Annotated in this window: 17 protein-coding genes and 1 riboswitch; of the genes, 14 read left to right on the top strand and 3 right to left on the bottom strand. The window is 25.6% G+C overall.

Annotated elements, in window-relative coordinates; genetic code table 11:
• Positions 1–139: 139 nt before the first annotated feature.
• A complete protein-coding gene (locus tag AZI32_RS15125) occupies positions 140–655 on the bottom strand; it encodes a cob(I)yrinic acid a,c-diamide adenosyltransferase (RefSeq protein WP_061996616.1) in 516 nt (171 codons plus the stop codon).
• Between the two features lie 382 nt (positions 656–1,037).
• Here AZI32_RS15125 and AZI32_RS15120 point away from each other — a divergent pair, with 382 nt between their 5' ends.
• From AZI32_RS15120 to AZI32_RS15105, 4 genes are all read left to right on the top strand, one after another.
• On the top strand, positions 1,038–1,496 hold the full coding sequence (locus AZI32_RS15120) for an NUDIX hydrolase (protein ID WP_061996615.1): 459 nt from the start codon (positions 1,038–1,040) through the stop codon (positions 1,494–1,496).
• Positions 1,497–2,111: 615 nt separating this feature from the next.
• Complete coding sequence (locus tag AZI32_RS15115; protein WP_061996614.1) at positions 2,112–2,543, top strand: hypothetical protein; 432 nt, start codon at positions 2,112–2,114, stop codon at positions 2,541–2,543.
• Between the two features lie 88 nt (positions 2,544–2,631).
• Entirely contained in the window at positions 2,632–3,108 is a 477-nt protein-coding gene (locus AZI32_RS15110) for a GNAT family N-acetyltransferase (RefSeq protein ID WP_061996613.1), read from the top strand.
• A 75-nt stretch (positions 3,109–3,183) separates the two neighbouring features.
• Positions 3,184–3,927 carry an N-acetylmuramoyl-L-alanine amidase gene (locus AZI32_RS15105; RefSeq protein ID WP_061996612.1) on the top strand — a complete coding sequence of 248 codons (744 nt, stop codon included), beginning with the start codon at positions 3,184–3,186 and terminating at the stop codon, positions 3,925–3,927.
• A 52-nt stretch (positions 3,928–3,979) separates the two neighbouring features.
• Here the strand turns inward: AZI32_RS15105 and AZI32_RS15100 are convergent, their stop codons facing one another.
• Entirely contained in the window at positions 3,980–5,125 is a 1,146-nt protein-coding gene (locus AZI32_RS15100) for an amidase domain-containing protein (RefSeq protein WP_061996611.1), read from the bottom strand.
• Between the two features lie 858 nt (positions 5,126–5,983).
• Here AZI32_RS15100 and AZI32_RS15095 point away from each other — a divergent pair.
• From AZI32_RS15095 to AZI32_RS15085, 3 genes are all read left to right on the top strand, one after another.
• The gene (locus tag AZI32_RS15095; RefSeq protein WP_061996610.1) at positions 5,984–6,817 is read left to right on the top strand and encodes a hypothetical protein; all 834 of its coding nucleotides are present in this window, start codon (positions 5,984–5,986) and stop codon (positions 6,815–6,817) included.
• A gap of 183 nt (positions 6,818–7,000) precedes the next feature.
• Positions 7,001–8,257: an MFS transporter gene (locus AZI32_RS15090; protein WP_061996609.1), complete on the top strand. Its 1,257-nt coding sequence runs from the start codon at positions 7,001–7,003 to the stop codon at positions 8,255–8,257.
• Between the two features lie 214 nt (positions 8,258–8,471).
• Positions 8,472–9,362 carry a DUF368 domain-containing protein gene (locus tag AZI32_RS15085; RefSeq protein WP_061996608.1) on the top strand — a complete coding sequence of 297 codons (891 nt, stop codon included), beginning with the start codon at positions 8,472–8,474 and terminating at the stop codon, positions 9,360–9,362.
• A 39-nt stretch (positions 9,363–9,401) separates the two neighbouring features.
• On the opposite strand, the gene cdr is transcribed toward AZI32_RS15085, so the two are convergent.
• On the bottom strand, positions 9,402–11,864 hold the full coding sequence (gene cdr / locus AZI32_RS15080; protein ID WP_061996607.1) for a CoA-disulfide reductase: 2,463 nt from the start codon (positions 11,862–11,864) through the stop codon (positions 9,402–9,404).
• Positions 11,865–12,324: 460 nt separating this feature from the next.
• Here cdr and AZI32_RS15075 point away from each other — a divergent pair, with 460 nt between their 5' ends.
• From AZI32_RS15075 to AZI32_RS15045, 7 genes are all read left to right on the top strand, one after another.
• On the top strand, positions 12,325–12,798 hold the full coding sequence (locus tag AZI32_RS15075) for a UPF0158 family protein (RefSeq protein WP_061996606.1): 474 nt from the start codon (positions 12,325–12,327) through the stop codon (positions 12,796–12,798).
• Between the two features lie 103 nt (positions 12,799–12,901).
• Positions 12,902–13,083, top strand: a riboswitch (cobalamin riboswitch).
• Positions 13,084–14,217: 1,134 nt separating this feature from the next.
• Positions 14,218–15,792 (top strand): ribosomal protection-like ABC-F family protein, encoded by a 1,575-nt coding sequence (abc-f, locus tag AZI32_RS15070; RefSeq protein WP_061996605.1) that lies wholly within the window; start codon positions 14,218–14,220, stop codon positions 15,790–15,792.
• A 298-nt stretch (positions 15,793–16,090) separates the two neighbouring features.
• Positions 16,091–17,446 carry a rhodanese-like domain-containing protein gene (locus tag AZI32_RS15065; protein ID WP_242865306.1) on the top strand — a complete coding sequence of 452 codons (1,356 nt, stop codon included), beginning with the start codon at positions 16,091–16,093 and terminating at the stop codon, positions 17,444–17,446.
• Positions 17,447–17,851 (top strand): hypothetical protein, encoded by a 405-nt coding sequence (locus AZI32_RS15060; RefSeq protein ID WP_061996604.1) that lies wholly within the window; start codon positions 17,447–17,449, stop codon positions 17,849–17,851.
• A gap of 312 nt (positions 17,852–18,163) precedes the next feature.
• On the top strand, positions 18,164–18,814 hold the full coding sequence (locus tag AZI32_RS15055) for a hypothetical protein (protein ID WP_061996603.1): 651 nt from the start codon (positions 18,164–18,166) through the stop codon (positions 18,812–18,814).
• 42 nt (positions 18,815–18,856) lie between these two features.
• Positions 18,857–19,951, top strand: coding sequence for an SLC13 family permease (locus AZI32_RS15050; RefSeq protein ID WP_061996602.1), 1,095 nt, complete (start codon positions 18,857–18,859; stop codon positions 19,949–19,951).
• 93 nt (positions 19,952–20,044) lie between these two features.
• The coding region (locus AZI32_RS15045; RefSeq protein WP_206406646.1) for a transposase at positions 20,045–20,602 on the top strand (558 nt) is incomplete at its 3' end.

Here is a 20,602-nt window from a genome sequence, read left to right as displayed (position 1 = left end):
ACCTCATAGTTTTTTTGATATTATTATATCTAAAATTTAAATCTTTTGCACTAATTAGTTTTCAGACACACCCTAATTAAATCTACTTATTAAGATAAAAAAAGGTGTCTTCATTTAAAGTTAAGACACCTTTTATTACTTATTTATCTATTCCATCCCTTGATAAAACGCCATCATAATAATAATGTTTAACTTCCTTCATTTCTGTAATGAGATCAGCTATATCTAGTAATTCATTTTGAGCATATCTTCCAGTTAAAATTAATTCTGTTTCATAGGGTTTATTTTTTAGTACTTTTAAAACATCTTCTATATTTAACAACTTAAAATACAACGCTATTGTAATTTCGTCCATAATAATTACATCATATTCCTTGCTTAAGATAATGGCTTCAATTTCTTTTAGACCATTAATAGCTATATCTATATCCTCTTTTTCAGGGCCTTCATTTATAAAACATCTGCGCCCAAATTGTTTAAATTTTATATTAGGTAAATAGTTTTCACATTTTACTTCATTATATTTCATGCCTTTTACAAATTGACCGAAAAAAACTTTTTTTCCTGCGCATACTGCTCTTACAGCAAGACCTAATGCTGCTGTTGTTTTTCCTTTACCATTTCCAGTATAAATATGAATATATCCTTTTCCCATAAAAACCATCTCCAACCATTATTATTTAAATTTAAAATACATTCAATAGTTAATTAAAAACTGTATATTATATAGGGTTCAAAGTTGACTTTTAAAATTATCCATTCCAAAACTTGGATACCCCAAATAGTGAGACATGCTCTGAATCACTTGGAACTCAACACTGCATCTTGTATGAAAATATTTTAAAGTTATTGAATAAATTTAAATTTGAGCTTGTTTCCCTATAGAATGTATACTTTGAATATTTCAATAATTTCTATTTTTACATTTTATATAGTTTTATTCTAAGATAATAGTCTAAAATGTACAAGTAATGTGATATATTGATATTTAGAGAAACATTAAGAAAAAGTGAATAATATATAATCAGGAGGTAGAAATGGGGTATATAGAAGAATTAAGAAGTTTAATTGGCCATAGACCTGTTATATTAAATGGAGTGTCTGTTTTAATTATAGATAAAAATAATAGTATTTTATTACAAAAAAGAATTTGCCCTAAAAAATTATGGGGATTACCAGGGGGCTTAATGGAACTTGGTGAATCTTTAGAAGAAACAGGTAAACGAGAAGTATTTGAGGAAACAGGATTAAAGGTTGATAATTTAAAATTCTTAAAAGTGTTTTCAGGAAAAGATTTTTACTTAAAACTTCCGAATAAGGATGAATTTTATTTAGTTAATGCAGTATATTATACATATGATTTTCAAGGAGAATTAATATTAAATGAAAGCGAAGGAAGTGCATTAGAGTTTTTTAGTATAAATGATTTGCCAAAGGAGATGGTTAAAAGTCATAGGTTGTTTATAGAAACGTATATATCAAATATTTTAAGTTAAAAGTGTTATGATACAATAGAATTATTAAAATGTATTATTTGAATTATTTATTGATGAATTAAATTTTTCAATAGATAATTTCATATATTATTCAAAGAATATTATTTAAAATTTAAATATTTGTGAATATTTTCGTTAAAATATGTTTATTAAGGCAGATTTGTAGTATACTAAATATATAAAAAGCCTTAAAAGGTTTATATAAATTCCCAAAATAACTTTAATTTTGATTGTTTTATTTTTAAATAAAGCAATCTTTTTTTATAAAATAAATTTTTAAAATTCTTAATATTGTGTTAAAATAAGAAAAATAAGAAAATTTAAAATAAAGAGGTGGTTTTATAAATTAATATAGCAAGCTTATAAGTTTGTTATTATTTTGGACAAGCTTTAATATAATCTTAAATTTAAGGCTATATAGGGAAACAAGCTCAAATTTAAATTTATTCAATAACTTTAAAATATTTTCATACAAGATGCAGTCTTAAATTTTAAGTGATTCGGAGCATGTCTCACTATTTGGGGTATCCAAGTTTTGGAATGGATAATTTTAAAAGTCAACTTGGAACCCTATATTAAGAAACTATTTAAACTAATGTAAAAGGAGTTTTGAATATGACAAAAGTTAAATTTTATAATGTACACCATATAGACAACAAAAAAATATCCTTTGCAGCAATAGTTGCAAAATATAAAGACCATTGGGTTTTTATAAAAGATAAAAATGAAAGTACATGGAGAATTCCATGTGGATATCATGAAAGTAATGAACATATTGAAAAATATGCAGAAAAAGAATTAATGAAAACAGTTGGAGCAAAAAAATTTCAAATATCTCCAGTATGTATGTGTTCAGTAGTGGAAGATGAAAATGAATTTTTAGGTCAGCTATTTTATGCTAAAATAGAGGAATTAGATGAAATGGAAAAATTAGAGGTTGAAGATATAGAATTTTTTGACACTTTGCCTAAAAATTTAACTTATCCAGCAGTACAATCATTTTTATTTAAAAAAGCATTAAATTATGAAAACAGTAAAAAACAATAAAATGTTAATGAAAAAAAGGAATTTTATATGTTGATAAGAATAAATATAGTTGATATATATACATGTAAAATAATTAAATGGTAAAATTATGAGTTTTATTATTAGAAAAGCAACTAAAAATGATTATCTAGAAGTTAATGCTTTAATGAGTGAACTTCATGGTTTACATGTAGATGGAAGACCAGATATATATGTTAAGGTTGATAGTCCTTTAGTTAAAGATTATTATAATATATTGTTAGAAAGTGGACTTTATGAGGTTTTTGTATTAGAAGAAGATGAATCTATTTTAGTTGGTTACACTATTTTAGAAATTAAGGAAAGTTCATCAAGAATGGAATTTGTTGAGAAAAAATTTGCTTATATGAATGATTTATGTATAAAAAAAGAATATAGAGGTAATGGGTTAGGTAAGATTTTATTTAATGTTGCTGTAGAATTTGCAAAAAAAGTAAATGGCGAAACGTTAGAACTTGGAGTATGGAATTTTAATGAAAGTGCTATAAAATTTTATAAACATATGGGTATGAGTGTAAGAAATATAAGAATGGAGTTAAAATTATAATTATGCTTTAAAATAAGAATAAAGATTAGTGTTTAAGGTAACCTTAAAAGTATAAAATATTTTAAGGAGGACACTATGAGAAAAAGGTTTAATGCAATAGTAAGTTTCATAATTTTATTTAGTATAGTTTTAACTTTTAACTTCAGATATAATATAAAAGTTTTAGCAAAGGGAGAAACTGATAAAAAATTTGTGGTATGTATTGACCCAGGACACCAAGAAAAAGGTGATAGTAAAGTTGAACCTATTGGTCCTGGAGCTTCTCAAAAAAAACCACGAGTTTCTTCTGGAACTGCAGGGGTTGGAACAAAAAAAGCTGAATATTTGGTGAACTTAGAAGCATCATTAATATTAAAAGAGCTTTTAGAAGAAAATGGGTATGAAGTGGTTATGACAAGAGAGACCAATGATGTGAACATAAGCAATGCAGAAAGAGCGGAAGTTTCTAATAAGGCAAAAGCAGATATGACTATAAGGATTCATTGTGACAGCTTAAACGATTCAGGAAAAACAGGCGCATCCATACTAATACCATCTAAATCTGCTAGACATACAGATGATATATATGTAAAAAGTAATGAATATGGAAACATTTTAAAATCATCTCTTCAAGCTCAAGGAATAAAAGTTAATGGAGTTTTTGAAAGAAATGATATAACAGGTTTCAATTGGTCACAAGTTCCAGTTGTTATACTAGAAATGGGGTTTATGAGTAATTGGAATGAAGATAGAATGCTTTGTGATATAAACTATCAAAGAAAATTAATGGAATGTGTTAAAATATCATTAGATGAATATAAAGAAAATAATAAAAACTAGAAATATATTTTCTAGTTTTTATTATTTTAAATATTTTGGATAAATATAGTAATTAGTAATGAACTTTTATTAAGTGAAATCTTATGTTAGAATTACTAAAACCAAGGTCATAAGGTACAAGAAGTCTATCGGTATTATGGCAAGTTACAAGAGGATATCCTTTAGAATCAAGACCAGTTACAGTTGATACATGAATTATTTTTCCATTTTTTTCATATGCTACAAAGTCTCCAGGTCTTAGATTGTATGAATCTTTATAAATTTCTTCATAAGTACCTTTAGCAATATAAGAAGCTCTTCCACTGTTTATCATATAGTTTTTAAAGGACTGGGCATTAACCCAAGCTTTTGAGCCATCTCGTCCTTCATAGTTCCAAAGTTTATTCTTCTTAAAGCCACCACCTTCATAAAGTATTTGAGAAGCAAAGTTTGCACAATCTCCACCTTTAGGATTGAAATTTGTATATTCTTTATTATATTTAAAGTTATACTCATCATCATAAGCTATTCCACAGTATTTATGGGCATAATCAATAGCTTTTTCTAGTTTTTCTGTTAAATTAATTTCTGGACAATCTTTTGAAAGTATATATTCTTTCATTTCTTTAGATTTTTTTATGTTATCTAAATTTAGTGAGTCTGCGAAAGGATCTGTGTACCATTCTTTTGTTATCACATATTTATCATTTTCCTTTTTTAGATTTATATAGTGTGAGGTTCCTAAACGAAATTTATTATGAATGTCAGGGGAAGTTATATAGCTATAATCAAACTCAGTTGTAGCAGAACAAACTATGCCATATATCCCAGGTTCTTTTTCTTTAACCTTTCTAACTTTTAATAAAGATTGAATATTATTAAATGTTACAGCTTGTTTTTCAGACCAATTTTTAAGATAATCAATTTTTTTATTCTCACTTTCATAAGCCCATAAACTAACTTTTTTATTTAAATCATAAAAAACTTTTAATCCTTCACTATCACCAGAAAGTATTGATTTGTTTCTTTGATCAAATAAATCATTTAAAAGTACATGAAATTCATTTTTTAATTGCTCATTTGCATCCGGTGATTGTTCAAAAGTGTGCATATCTTCATCTACAAAATAATATGGATTTGCAAATGCTAATGAAATGTTTGAAAAAGACAAAAATAAAGTTAAAATGAAGCCTATAGGAATTTTATTAAACTTTCTCATCATGTGTCTCCTTTATTAGATAATAATTTGATTTGTTAATTTAGAAAAGTATATACATATATTTTGTCATTATTTTTGAATAATATATATGGAAATTGTAGTAACTAATATGTTTAAAAAATGAATATATTTTTTTATTAACACAAATGTATTTTATTTAATAAAATGAATATAAGGGATAATATAATTTTTCTTTTAATATATTATATGTAAGTTTAGATTTAATTATAAAACTCATGTAGTATGTTAATATCTTATATTATATTTTAGAAGGTGATGAAAGTGATTGGGTATTATTTAATGCCTCATCCACATACGTTAATTAAAGAAATAGGAAAGGGAGAATAAGAAAAAATTCAAGAAACTCAGGATTCTTGTGAGCAAATATGCAAAGAAATAGAATTAAAAGATGCAGAAAACATAATAATAGTAATACCTCATGGAACTTTATAATGGAGTTTTTATAACTTTGTATGTATGAGAAAGTCTTAGAGAGTTATGGTAAGTGTATATTCAACAACTAATAATTTAGGTGGGAAAATAGTTAAAAAAGTATAAAAAATCTGTGGCACTACCAATTATGAAAAATATTACAACTATAGAGGAGCAGTTAAACTTAGCCCTTGAAAGTGCTAATATTTTAAAAGATGATGATTATAAAATACAGGGTTTTAAAGTTAAAAGGTTTGAAGAATAAGACAATACTATAAAAAAGAATCTACAGGTATTGAAATTAAAAAGTAGGTTCTTTTTTGTTTCAATTTAAATTTTTATAATATATAAAGTTTTTCACTGTGTAACACTTATATTTAAACATTAATATATAGATATTATACATTAATATTTAGGAGGAATTTTATGAGTTATGATAACACTATAATTATAACCGGTGATAAAAGTAAATTAAAAAACTTTTATAATGATTTTAAAAAGGATGGAAAATTTAGTTTGTCTAATATAATATCAGAGCCTTTTAAAAAAAATATTGAAGATAAAAGGGGAATTATTGTAGATAAAAATCTTTTGAATAATAGAGTTTTAAGACTTGTATATAATAAGAAGCAAAGAGATGTATATAAAAAAGTACGTAATGATTTAGTAAAAAAAGTATGCAAAAATAATGGGTTAGTTCCCAAAGGTATAAAAAAGGATAATCCAATAAACTATTATTTATATATAAATAATAAAACAGGTAGTATAGAGTTTGATATTAATGCATGGAGATATATTCATTGGGGTAACAATGTTGATGAAGGAAAAAATATATACTATGAAGATTTAAAGGAAGATAGAATCTTGTTAAGAGCTACAAATAATGGAGTATTCCCCTTAGAGTTTGTTGTCTATTGTGAAAAAAAGTATAAGGGAATAAAATTTAGATGTTTTACAGATAAGGATTATGGGAAACCTGACATATATGAATTTATCATAAATAAAGAGAATCGTACTGCAAAGATGTTAAGATATAATAAAATGGATTTTATGATTAATATAATGGAATTTGACAAAATGACTGCTTATAAAAAGCTTTATGATAATTTATTACAAGAGTTATTGCTTAAGCATAAGTATGACAAAGAAGAGCTTGTACAGTGTAGCATATTTAAAACCGCATTAGAGGCAGCTTATGAATACAATATAGATTTAAAGGGCACTTGTAGTGAAGAATTAATAAAAATAAATAAAATATAAATAGTTTTCTAATAAAAATCTAGAGTATTAAATCTCTAGATTTTTATTATATGTACTTTAAGTAAAAATATTACTTTAAAAGAAGGATTTGAAAAATAGTTATTGAATTATAATTATATAAGGTAGATTCATAAATTGGAATTAATGACTGAAAAATTTATCTGTTAAATAAGGAGCAAAAAAATGAATTCAGGGAAAAATATTAAGCTAAAATTATCTAACTCATTTCCAGCGTTAACGCATAAATATTTTAGGTATTTTTGGTTTGGTCAATGTGTATCTTTAATAGGTACGTGGATGCAAAGTACAACACAAGGGTGGCTTGTACTGGAAATAACAAATAACAATACCTCTTTTTTACTTGGTCTTATAAATGCGCTTCAATTTACCCCAATGATGATTTTTTCACTTTTTGCAGGTGTTATAGTAGACAGATTTTCTAAAAGAAAATTACTTATATTTACCCAAATAGGTCTTATGTTAATGGCAGTAATACAAGGGCTTTTAGTACTTACAGGATTGGTAAGATTCTGGCATTTAGCCATCATAGCATTGGTTACTGGATGTATAAATACTATAGATATGCCAACTAGGCAATCTTTTGTAATAGAACTTGTTGGAAAAGAAAATCTTATGAATGGTATAGCATTGAATTCTTCAGTTTTTAATGCAGCTAGGATTTTAGGACCATCTATAGCTGGTATAATAATAGCTTATACAGGAATAGAAGTATGTTATATTATAAATGCAATATCCTTTGTACCAGTTATTTATGGTATTTTTAAGATAAAATCAAAACCTGTAAAGATTAATCATAGTAAAAACATGTTAAGGGAAATAAAAGATGGACTTATATATATAAAGGGTAATAGAAATCTTGTAAAAACTTTTTCTTTAATAACTATAATGGGAATATTTGCATTTAATTATAATGTTCTAATTCCATTATTTGCAGTTGATATATTAGGACTTTCAAGTAAGGGATATGGATTTTTAATGTCATCTTTGGGTATAGGTTCATTAATAGGAGCTCTTACAATGGCCACAAAAAGTAAAAATGGTCCTAAGTTTAAGCTTATATTATTTGCTGCATATATTGTATCTATTTTACTTATTATTCTAGGAATTAATAGAGAACAATATATTATGGCTTTATTGCTTAGTTTAGTAGGAATGTTTAATATAACTTTTTCAACCAGTGCAAATTCTACAGTGCAATTAAACTCAAAAGATGAGTATAGGGGAAGAGTTATGAGTGTATATAGTTTATTGTTTGCAGGTGTGGCACCAATAGGGAGTCTTTTTACAGGTACTATATCAAATGATTTTGGGCCAGCTAAAGCATTTATATTTAGTGGTATAGTGGCAATGATTTTTATAACTGCTGTATGTTTTATAGATAAGGCAGTTAAAAATAAGTATGTAAATGTAAGTGATTAATATACAAAACTACTATAAGGTACGCTTTATAGTAGTTTTGTATTTATGTAGCTAATGTAAAATATAGGTTAAAAAAATAAAGTTTTATTGATACATTTATTATTTATTGGTATCATGGTAGAGTGATTATACAAAAATGAAATCAATAATATAACATAAAAATATGTAGTAAAGCAAGTAATTTTAAATTGAAAAAAGATAAGGAAGTGAAAAAATGTACATAATTAATTTTATTAGGGGATTTTGCATGGCATTAGCAGATAGTGTACCTGGAGTGTCTGGTGGAACGATAGCGTTTGTATTGGGATTTTATGACAAGTTTATAAATTCATTAAATGACATTGCATGTAAGGATAAAGAAAAAAGAAAAGAAGCTGCATTTTTCTTGATGAAAATAGGGATAGGGTGGGTAATAGGATTTATTCTATCAGTTTTATTACTAGCATCTATATTCGATGAACATATATATTCAATTAGCTCATTATTTATAGGCTTCATTATTATGGCTATACCAATAATAATAAAGGAAGAAAAAGAAAATTTCTTAGGTAAATATAAGAATTTGATATATGCAATATTAGGAGCGGTTCTTGTATGGGCTATAACATATTTTAATCCAATGAATGGAGCTGGTGGTATGGATATATCAATAAATAGCTTATCGGTATCACTTGGATTATATGTATTTTTTGCAGGTATGATAGCTATATCAGCTATGGTACTTCCTGGAATATCAGGTTCAACGCTACTTTTAATATTTGGACTATATGTTCCAATAATAAGTGCAATAAAAGAAGTTTTAACTTTAAATTTTACATATTTACCAATACTTATTATATTTGGCTTTGGAGTTTTATTAGGAATTGCAGTTACAATTAAAGGGGTAAAATTTTTACTTGAAAATTATAGATCTCAAACTATGTATTTTATATTAGGACTTATGATAGGTTCAATATATGCAGTAATTATGGGACCACAATCTTTAGAAATTCCAAAATCACCAGTGAATTTTAAAACATTTAATATTATATTCTTTATATTAGGTGGAGCTTTAATACTAGGACTTGAAAAGCTTAAAACTTATTTTGAAAATAAAAGCAAATAGTAAAAAACTACTGAAATTTTCAGTAGTTTTTTGTTATATCTATATAAATAAGTTTAATCCAGAATCTTCTGTTGCTCCTAGATAAGAAGCTACACCACCAAGGTCTACGCCAGGTATTAGTTCCTCATGTTTTATACCCATGAGTTCCATAGACATTGTGCATGCAACAAGCTTAACACCCATTTTTTTTGCGTTTGTTATTAAGGTATCTAAAGAATCTACATTGTTTTTATCCATAATGTGTTTTATCATTTTTGGGCCCATTCCAGCCATATTCATTTTAGAAAGTGGTAATTTATCAGTATTGCTAGGTAGCATTACATCAAACATTTTTTCTATAGTGTTTTTAGAAACTGAAGGTTTGCTTTTCTTTTTCAAAACATTAAGACCCCAGAAAGTAAAGAACATAGTAACTGGTTTTCCCATTGAAGCAGCTCCAGTAGCTATTATAAATGAAGCTATAGCTTTATCTAAATCACCACTAAACACCACCATTGTAGCTCCATCTTTTTCGGTAGAATTACTGCATAAGTTAGGTTTGTTTTCTAAAGAGTTATTTCTACCTTTCATAATTTTTGTTATATACATTTTTTTATTATTATCTCTAGTATTTTCAATAAGTGTATTACCTGTATTTTTACACCAAGAGGAAATATCATTTTTAAAACCTGCATCGGTAGAAGTTATTTTTAAAATATCTCCATCTTTTAATTTTGACATTTCTTCGTATACTTTTCTTATTGGACCAGGGCATTGAAGACCACAAGTATCAAGGGTTATAATGGTTTCATTATTATTTTTCACTATAGATTCTCCTTTATTATCATTATTTTCATATGAAGAATGATGTTGAACAATTGGTTTTGAATTTTTATAGGTTCTATATCCACCATCTATATTTTTACATTTAAATCCGTTTAAAGTAAGGATTCTTGAAGCAATATAACCTCTTAAACCTGCAGCGCAATAAACATATATTAATTTATCTTTTGGTAGAGAAGATAAATTATCACGCAAAGTGCCAAGTGGAATATTCATAGCATTCTCTATATGACCTAAATCAAATTCTTCTTTTTCACTTACATCTAAAAAGAAACTTTTTTCTTTTACTAAGGCATCTATTTCATGCCATTGAATTGTATCAACATAACCATCAATTATATTTGAAGCAACATAGCCTGCCATATTCACAGGGTCTTTTGCTGAAGAATATGGTGGCGCATAACAAAGCTCTAAATCTTGAAGATCAAATACAGTTAAGTCACTTTTAATTGCAGTAGCAATTACGTCAATTCTTTTTTCAACACCGTCTGCACCAACAGCTTGAGCACCTAATATTTTACCGGTTTTAGAATTAAATATTAATTTTAAATTTATTATAAAAGAACCAGGATAATAACTAGCGTGAGAGCTTGGATGTATATGACAAGTTTTATACTCAATATTATGCTTTTTTAAGGTCTTTTCGTTGTTGCCAGTAGATGCGACGGTTAAATCAAAAATTTTAGCTACTGAAGAACCAAGTGTTCCATTATAAGGAGTTCTTTTACCACATAAAGTGTCTGCTAAAACTCTACCTTGTCTGTTTGCTGGCCATGCAAGTGGAATCATAGTAGGTTTTTTATTTATATAATCTATAACTTCAATAGCATCACCAAGAGCATATATATTTTCATCGTTAGTTTGCAAATATTTATTTACTACTATGGCGCCTCTTTCATTTAATTTTAATCCAGCATTTTTAGCTATTTCACTTTCTGGTTTTACACCTATAGAAAGTATAATTAAATCGGTATTAATCTCCTTACCGCTATTTAAAATTACAGTTTTGCCATTATTTTTAAAGGATTTAACGCCATCTTCTAAAATTAAATCAACACCAAATTCTCTTAAATGATTATGGACAATAGAAGCCATTTCAAAATCTAAAGGTGTCATTACTTGATTGCTCATTTCAACTAGAGTAACTTTTATTCCCCTATTAGAAAGATTTTCAGCCATTTCTAGACCTATAAAGCCGCCACCAATAATTGTAGCATTTTTAGGATTAGTATCATTTACAAAGTTTTTTATTTTATCAGTATCTGGAATGTTTCTTAATGTGAATAAATTATTACACTTATCAATTCCAGGAATGTTAGGTTTTATAGGAGATGCGCCAGGTGAAAGTATTAACGTATCATAACTTTCAGTATAAGTTTCATTAGTTTTCAAATTTTTAACAGTAACACATTTTTCAGGTCTATTAATATTAATAACTTCACTAAAATTTCTAATATCCATATTAAATTTTTTACTCATTCCTTCTACAGTTTGAAGTAAAAGAGCATCTCTAGATTTAATTTCACCGCCTATATAATAAGGTAAACCACAGTTAGCAAAGGAAATATATTCACCTTTTTCAAACATTATTATTTCATTTTCTTCATTTAATCTTCTTAATCTTGCAGCAGTGGAAGCACCACCAGCAACTCCACCTACAATTAGGATTTTTTTGCTCATAAAAAACCACCTCTTAATTAATATTTTTAAAACATAATATAAGGATAAAGTGATATAAATGCAATAACACTATTATGGATAAATTTTAATAGTGAAATAAGATTTAATATCAATTACTTTAAAAAGCGTATAATTAATATAAATTTATTATTTATATATTAAAAATGCATTTAGTTTGAATATAATAATATTTTTTAATTTTAAGAAAAGTAAAATTATAAATTTAGTATATCCTAAACTTTATTTAAGATTCGTAAATATATTTCAAAATATAAGTTAATTATAATTTTGTAATATAGATTATTGTAATAAAATTGTAAAATATATTATTATTATATTTAAATAATACGATATTGTTACAAAATAGTCAATAAAAAATATAGTGAAAATTTATATATGTTTGAAATTATTGTAGTATATGATATAATTAATGGAATTTTATTATAAGGAGCGTTAGAAGATGGAAAATAAGATAAATTTAAATGAACTTTTGGAAATATATAATATGGAACTTGATGATGTTAAAAATCTTTATAATAAATCAGAAGGAGTTGTTATTCTAATTTCACAGGAAGATATAAAAGCAGTAGAAGATGGAAAAAAAGTTGAAGACTTTGATGAGTGGAAAAAAGAAATAATTCTTAATGCTCTTGATTATAAAAGTAACAAAGATAAGTATATAGAGTTCCCAAGAAGAGAAGACTTTGATGAATATTTTATAATGGAAAAGTTTATACAAAATTGCAATGACGAAAATTTGAAAGCGGAGCTAAATTTAAATATTAGTGGTGAAGATGCATTTAGAGCATTTAAAAGTGCATTATATAGATTAGATTTAATTGATCAATGGTATAATTTTAAAGATAAAGAATTTTTAAAGTTTTTAGCTCAATGGTGTAACAAAAATGAAATTGAATATATTTTAGAAATTTAAGGCTAGAATATAATGAAAAAATAATGAATTTAAATGAATAATAAAAATATTTCGGCAAATCTATTGAAAATAAGAGCTAATATGGTTATAATAAAGATGGTAAAAAGTTAATAATGATTTAGGTACCTTTAATTAGGTATAATAGGGAAAGTGGTGAAAATCCACTACAGCCCCCGCTACTGTATACGGATACGAAATCAATATCCACTGGAATTTATTTTTCTGGGAAGGATGGTTAAGGTTAAGCCGTTAGTCAGGAGACCTGCCTAAAACATGCAATAACATTGTAATTTCGGAGGGAAGTTAGGTGTATCACGAAACTTTTTGTCTTTTATTTTAAAAGGCTTAGTTAATACGCTGTCAGTGATATATACCTCCAAAATTATGGAGGTTTTTTTGTTTGTAAAAATAGAAACAAGCTATTCAAAGTTAGAAAAACATTACTTTTATAGTGAAGAGGCTCCAAAATTACATTTTAATTATATATTTTGGTAGTTTTGAAAGTAAGTAGATGCTTGAAAATAAATTAAATTCTAAAATATATTTAGAATAAGGTTTTAAAAAATTTACAAATAAAATAAATCCCTATATTAGATAGTAAGATATATAGCCTAAGAATTCCAACGCTACAATAGCTTTTTACTATAATGGTAAATTGCAAAAATCTAAAAGCATATAATTAGGTATGTTTTAATGAAGATTTATTTAAAATAAAACAATGAGGTTTTATTTTGAACGGTATATAAAAATTTATAATTATTTCTTATGAAATTAAAATGAAGTAAATAAAAATTAAAAAGTCAATATAAATGAAAGTTTGGTTGTGAAAGTTAACATCATATAAAAATAAAAAAAGTAGAAATTTATACCCACATATAATGACTACAAATAGAGCTGAAATAGAGAAATAATATAAATTATAAATATATACTGTGAAAATTAAACAACGGAGTTTAATTTAATGAGTTTTTAAAATGATTTTTGCAATTTATTTTTAAATGTAATCATGTTTAAAATTCATGCAAATTTTACAAATATTATATTGAAATTATATTTTTTTAATTTATAATTATAAGTGTTGTGTTATAATATAAAAATAAAATTTAGAAAGGAACAGGTAAATAGAAGAATGAATAATTAATCTACTTTCGATGAATAGTTATGAAAGCTAATATAAGCCTTATCAAAAGGTTTTTTTATGATGCTTTTAATAATTCTGTGAGTAGATGTGAGCCTGTTTGCTAATTTTTATTATAATAGTATAGTACACATATTAATTTCCATGTTTTTGAATTTATGTTGCTGATGAATAGAATGTTAAATTTTATTTAGGTGGCTATTTTGTAGTGTTTATATTATTATAAATATTTAGTTAGATATGTGAATCTTCTCCAGAATTAAAAGGAGGAGATTTTTTTTATGTCAAAAATAAATTTTAAAGATATGAGTTTTAACTATATTGGAAGCTATGAAAATATTTTTGAAAATGTAAATGCTTCAATAGATACAACTTGGAAAACTGCTATCATAGGAAGAAATGGTAGAGGTAAGACAACAATTTTAAAACTTATAAATAAACAATATAAACCATCTAAGGGGACTGTTGAATTTAATGGAGAAAGTAGTCTTTTCCCAATATATATATATAATAAAAAGGATACTACTATTAACATAATTAAAGATATTATAGGAAATTATAGATTTTTAGAAGAAAAAATAGACAAATATTTTAAAAACGGTATAAGTGAAGAGGAATATTTAGTTGCTTTACAAGAATTTTTAGAGATAGATGGATATAACATTGATTTCTTGATAGAAAGAGAAATAGAATATATGGGATTAGAAAGGGAAATACTAGAAAGAAGTTACGGTAGTTTGAGTGGCGGGGAGCAAACAAAAATACAAATAATTGCATTGTTTCTTCAAAAAAATAATTTTATATTATTAGATGAACCTACTAATCACTTAGATGTGGAAGGAATAGAAGTTCTTTTAAATTATTTAAAAAAGAAAAGTGGATTTATAGTGGTGTCACATAATAGATATTTTCTTGATGCTTTAGTAGATCACGTTCTTTATATAAATAAAAATTCTATAGGAATAGAAAAAGGCAATTATAGTTCCTGGGAGAAAAATGAAGAATCAAAAATTCAGTTTGAAAAAAGAAAAAAAGAAAAATTAGAAAAAGAAGTTAAAGAATTAGAAAAAGCAGCAAGACAAAAGAGAACTTGGTCTTTTAGAAGGGAAAAGGAGAAGATTGGTTCTGGAGATAAAGGATTTGAGGGAGCAAGAGCTGCTAGAATTATGAAAAGAGCAATTTTAATAGAAAGCAGAATAGAAGAGAATTTAAATGTAAAAAAAGAACTTTTAAAAGATTATGAAAGAGAAAGAAAACTTAAATTTGAATCAAGTAAAAAAGGTGAAAACATATTATTAGTATCTAATATAGTTGTTTTAAGGGGTAATAAAAGAGTTATAAAGGATTTATCTTTTAATATAGAAAAAGGTGACAGAGTTGCAATTAAAGGACCGAATGGTAGTGGTAAGACTACTCTGTTACATGCCATATTAGGAATTTTAGAATTAGAGGAGGGTATAATAAAGGTTGGTAATAGGTCAAAGATAGTATATGCATCTCAATTTCCTAAATGGGCGAATGGATTTTTGAGAGATTATTTAAAAGATGAAAATATAGATGAAACTAGGTTTAGATCTATACTTGGTTGCATGGGTTCAGACTCAAAAGTCTTTGAAAGAGACTTATCTACATTTAGTGTAGGAGAATTAAAAAAAGTAGACTTAGCTTACTGTTTTTATAAAGATGATTGTTTTCAAATTTGGGATGAACCACTAAATGGTTTAGATATAGCATCAAGAAAACTTATAGAAAAAGCAATATTAGATTTTAAACCAACCATTTTATTTGTAGAACATGATAAAAGTTTTATTGAAAATATAGCTACTAAAGTAATAAATTTGAATATTAATTATTAAATTAATTAAAGAATCTAAGTTTTTATTAAACATATATTTTAACTTTAGCTTCTTTAAAATAAAGATATTAAAAAAACAAATAGATGTAGTTTAATCATTTAAAAAACCAATAATTAGTATTATTTACTTATCAAAAAAATAATTGTATAGTTTAATAGTATATTTTAATTGTTGAGTATTTTTGTAAGATATTCAATATAATTTAAAAATAAGTTAAAGAGAGGAGTATATTGGCATTTAAAAGGTTGTGCTAATAAATAGAATAATGAATAAAAAAACAAAGTTAATATTAACTACAATGACATTAGCATTTTCAGTATTTGCTTTTAGTGGTTGTTCTAACTCTGATAAAGGTAACGAATCAGCAACATCAGATATAAAAACCATTGAATCAAAAGAAGTTAAAGAAAATATTGAAAAAAGTGATTGGATTATTGTAGATACAAGGGAAAACGATGCTTTTAATGGATGGAAACTTGATAATGTTTCAAGAGGAGGACATATAAAAGGAGCTACAGATTTTTCAGCAGCTTGGTTAAAAGTTGATAATAAAGATAAAGATACTACATTAGATAAAGTATTAGAAACTAAAGGAATATCAAAGGACAAAAATATAGTTTTATATGATGGTAATGGTAAAGATGCTGCAGAAGTTGCAAATTACTTATCAAATAAAGGCTATAGCAATCTTTATATATATGATATTAAAGATTGGGCTCAGGATTCTAATAATCCTATGGAAGCCTATGAAAATTATGAAATGTTAGTACCATCATCTTGGGTTAAAGATTTAATAGATGGAAAACATCCTGAAACATATGATGGAAAAGATTATAAGGTATTTGAGGTTTCATGGGGAAAAGAACAGGATTCACCAAGTTATTTGAAAGATGGACATATACCTGGATCTATACATATTAATACTGATGATATAGAAAAAGGACCGCTTTGGAATAGAGTTTCTGATGAGGAACTTGAAAAATTTGCAGTTGCAAATGGAATAACAAAAGATACAACTACAGTTTTATATGGAGATGATTCAATGGCTGCATTTAGAGTTGTAACTATATTAAAATATATGGGTGTAGAAGATGTTAGAATATTAAATGGTGGAACCAATAAATGGGTCAAAGCAGGATATGAATTAGAAAAAACAGCAAATAAACCAGTACCAGTAAAAAGCTTTGGTGCTAAGGTTCCAGCAAATAAGAATTATATAATTGATTTAGATATGGCAAAAGATATCATAAATGATAAGAAAAATAGTAAATTGGTAGATATTAGAAGTTGGGAAGAGTTTATAGGAGAAACATCAGGATATGACTATATAAAAACAAAAGGACGTCCAGCAGGTTGTGTTTGGGGGCATGCAGGAACAGATGCGCAGAGTCTTCAAGATTACAGAAATATAGATAATACAATGAGAAATAAAGATGAAATAATTAATATGTGGAATGAATGGGGAATAACTCCAGATCAAAGACTAGCATTTTATTGCGGAACCGGTTGGAGAGCAGCAGAAGTTCTATACTATGCAGATGTTATAGGCGTAAAAAACATAGCGCTTTATGATGGTGGATGGAACGAATGGAGTGGAAACACAGGGAATGAGCCAAATCCTATAGAAACAGGGGATCCAGTTAAGGTAAAATAAATGAAGATAAAAAATATATTAAATTGGATGTTTTCATCAATACAAGTAGGAATAATAATATTTGGTATAGTTATACATCAATTATCGACCAAAAAGATGGGTGTTATGCGTTCATTAATATATAGAAATCATGTGTGGAATAGTAAAAATATAGATAAAACACTGATATGTATTTTAATGATAACGGCAGTAATTCTTTTGATATTAACTATATACAACTATAAAAAGAATAAAGTGTGGAATATAGTGAATTTTATTATTCTTATATTAAATATTTTAGCAATAATGTTTATGACAAAATTAAATTCGGATTTAATCCTGTCATACTATGTTTTATCTATGTCAATTACAATAGTTTTTGTAATTGAAGTTTTAAAAAAACTATTATTAAAACAACAAAATTAGGATAATTGGTTATAAAACAGATATTACTTATAAAAATATAAAGGTAATATCTGTTTTTATATTTGAACGAAATCATATTATATAAAGTTATTTCCAAAACAATAGTTAGACTTACGTTCTCTTTTGTTCCTATATTGAACAAGTTAAAAAGCATATATAATATATTCCAAAAGCTTTTTTAAAAGAGTGAATTTAATGTTTAAAGTAAGAAATCAAGGTGTTTATTCCTTTATTATGGAATTATAAGTATGATTTATATATAATGGTAATAAATACTTAGAATACTTATATTAGTAAAGGAGAAATAGACATATGGATAAGAAAAAAAATACTATAGCTTTAAATTTAATAAGTGATATAATTTTGGCTGTAATTATTATAAATTTTATTGATTATAATTTTATAATAAAAATTTTAATGATTATAGCTGTATCATTAATTAATAAATTTATTATAGAAGAAACAATAAAATCTATAAATATAGAACTAAAAAAGATTAAACTAGAAGATTTTCATTATTTAGGATTAAATCCAAAAGTTCAAATTACAAGAAAAATATTAAGCCTTATAGTGATATGGTGTTTTTTTGTTGCAATATTAACAGTAAATAGAAGTAATAACATTAAGTTGTGGAGTATATTTCCTGTATTTATAATAATTATACTGTTTATTTGTGATTTTTATGGTCCGTCATTAGACCGTTGTAAATTAAAGGATGGCATTATTTACACATTAGAGAAAAGTAATTATACCGGCTATGGGATTTTAGGAAGAAAAGTTGGAGGATATAAAAATGGAATAGTTATTGATAAGTTAATTTTAGATAAAGAAGAAATATTAATTGTTGATATGAGTAAAGAAGGTTTAGAAATAAAATTAACTAAAAATAGGAAATTTATTATAAAAGACATAAAAGCAGCAGAATATTTACAAGAAGTAATAAAAAAATTAGTATTGAATTAAATTATAACCATATATAATAATCAATAGGAGTAAAGACAGATTATGATAAAAAATTTTTTAAGAAATCAAGTTGTATTAAGTATTGTTGTATTTTTAGCATTGATAACCTCATTTATTTCCTCGCCTAAGATAGAATATATAGATTTTAAAGTTTTAATTTTATTATTTAATTTAATGTTAGTAGTAGCAGCATTAAATAGTTTAAAAGTGTTAGAAAAAGCAGCAGTTATACTGCTTAAAAAATGCAAAACTTATAAAATGGTAAGTATTATGTTGGTAGGAATGACATTTATAGCAGCTATGTTTATAACTAATGATGTTGCATTAATAACTTTTGTTCCATTTGCTATAATAGTAGGTAAAAAAGGAAATATAAAAATCATGAAAATTGTAATACTTCAAACGTTAGCTGCAAACTTAGGAAGTGCATTTACACCAATGGGTAATCCACAAAACCTATTTATATACTCTTACTATAATATGGGTGCTATTGAATTTTTAAAAACAACATTACCTATAATAATTTTAGGAATAATATTTTTAGGTATTTTAATAGGAATTATGAAAAATGAAAAAATAGATTTTAAAGTTGAAGATGTGAAATTAGAAAGAGTGTATAAACTTTTAATAACATTATTATTATTTTTAATAATAATATTATCTGTATTTAATATAGTAAATTATAAATTTGCATTTATACTAACAGTAATAGCAATTTGTGTCATAGATAGAAAGTTATTATTTAAAGTAGATTATTCTTTGTTAATTACTTTTATAGGGTTTTTCATATTTATAGGAAACATATCTCAAATGAATGCCATTAAGGTATTTATGGGGAATATTTTAAATGGTGGACAAAAAACATATATATGGTCAATAATATTGAGTCAGGTAATAAGTAATGTACCAGCAACAATGTTAGTATCTGGATTTAGTGAGTATGGAAAAGAATTGTTGTTAGCAGTTAATGTAGGTGGGATGGGTACAATAATAGCATCACTAGCAAGTGTTATATCTTATAAAATATATACAAAAGAATATGAAAGTGAAGGAAATAAGTATCTTAAAATATTTACAGTATATAATTTATTAGGACTTATAATATTTATTCCAATAATTTCTCTTCTTATAAAGTAGTGTATCATGCTTTGATATAATATTTTGATGATTAATTATTTATATACTGTCAAAGCTTTATATAAAGACAATCATTTTAGGAGGGATTTTATTTTGGCTAGACTGGCAAGAGTCAAAGCAGAAAATGCAATATATCATGTAAGAATAAGAGGATGCAAAGCAAAACCTTTGTTTGAAGATAATTATGATAAAGAAATGTTTATGGACAAAGTATCAAAAAGCATGGAAAAATATAAATTTAAGATATATGCTTACTGTTTAATGGATACGCATGTTCATCTTATAGTGGATTCATATGGTGGTGATATCTCAGTTATTATGAAAAGTATAAAAGAGAGATATACATTTTATTATAATAAGAAAAAAAGATCAAATGGAACATTATACAAAGAAAGATTTGAAAGTACTATAATAGAAAGTGATGGATATCTAATAGCAGCATCACTATATATTCATAGAAATCCAAAAGATATTATAGGTTATAGAAATACTCCAGAAACTTATAGATTTTCAAGTATAAAATCATATACAGGAGGTATAGATGAATTTAAAATAGTGGATAGCGAATTTATACTAAGCATACTAAACAAATTTAAATATTTTGCTGTAAAAGACTATGTAAAATTATTTAATGATACTATGAATATTGAA

The sequence above is a fragment of the Clostridium sp. ATCC 25772 genome, assembly GCF_001573875.1.
GTDB classification, from domain to species: domain Bacteria; phylum Bacillota; class Clostridia; order Clostridiales; family Clostridiaceae; genus Clostridium_J; species Clostridium_J senegalense.
This window is presented reverse-complemented; position numbering and strand designations above follow the sequence as displayed.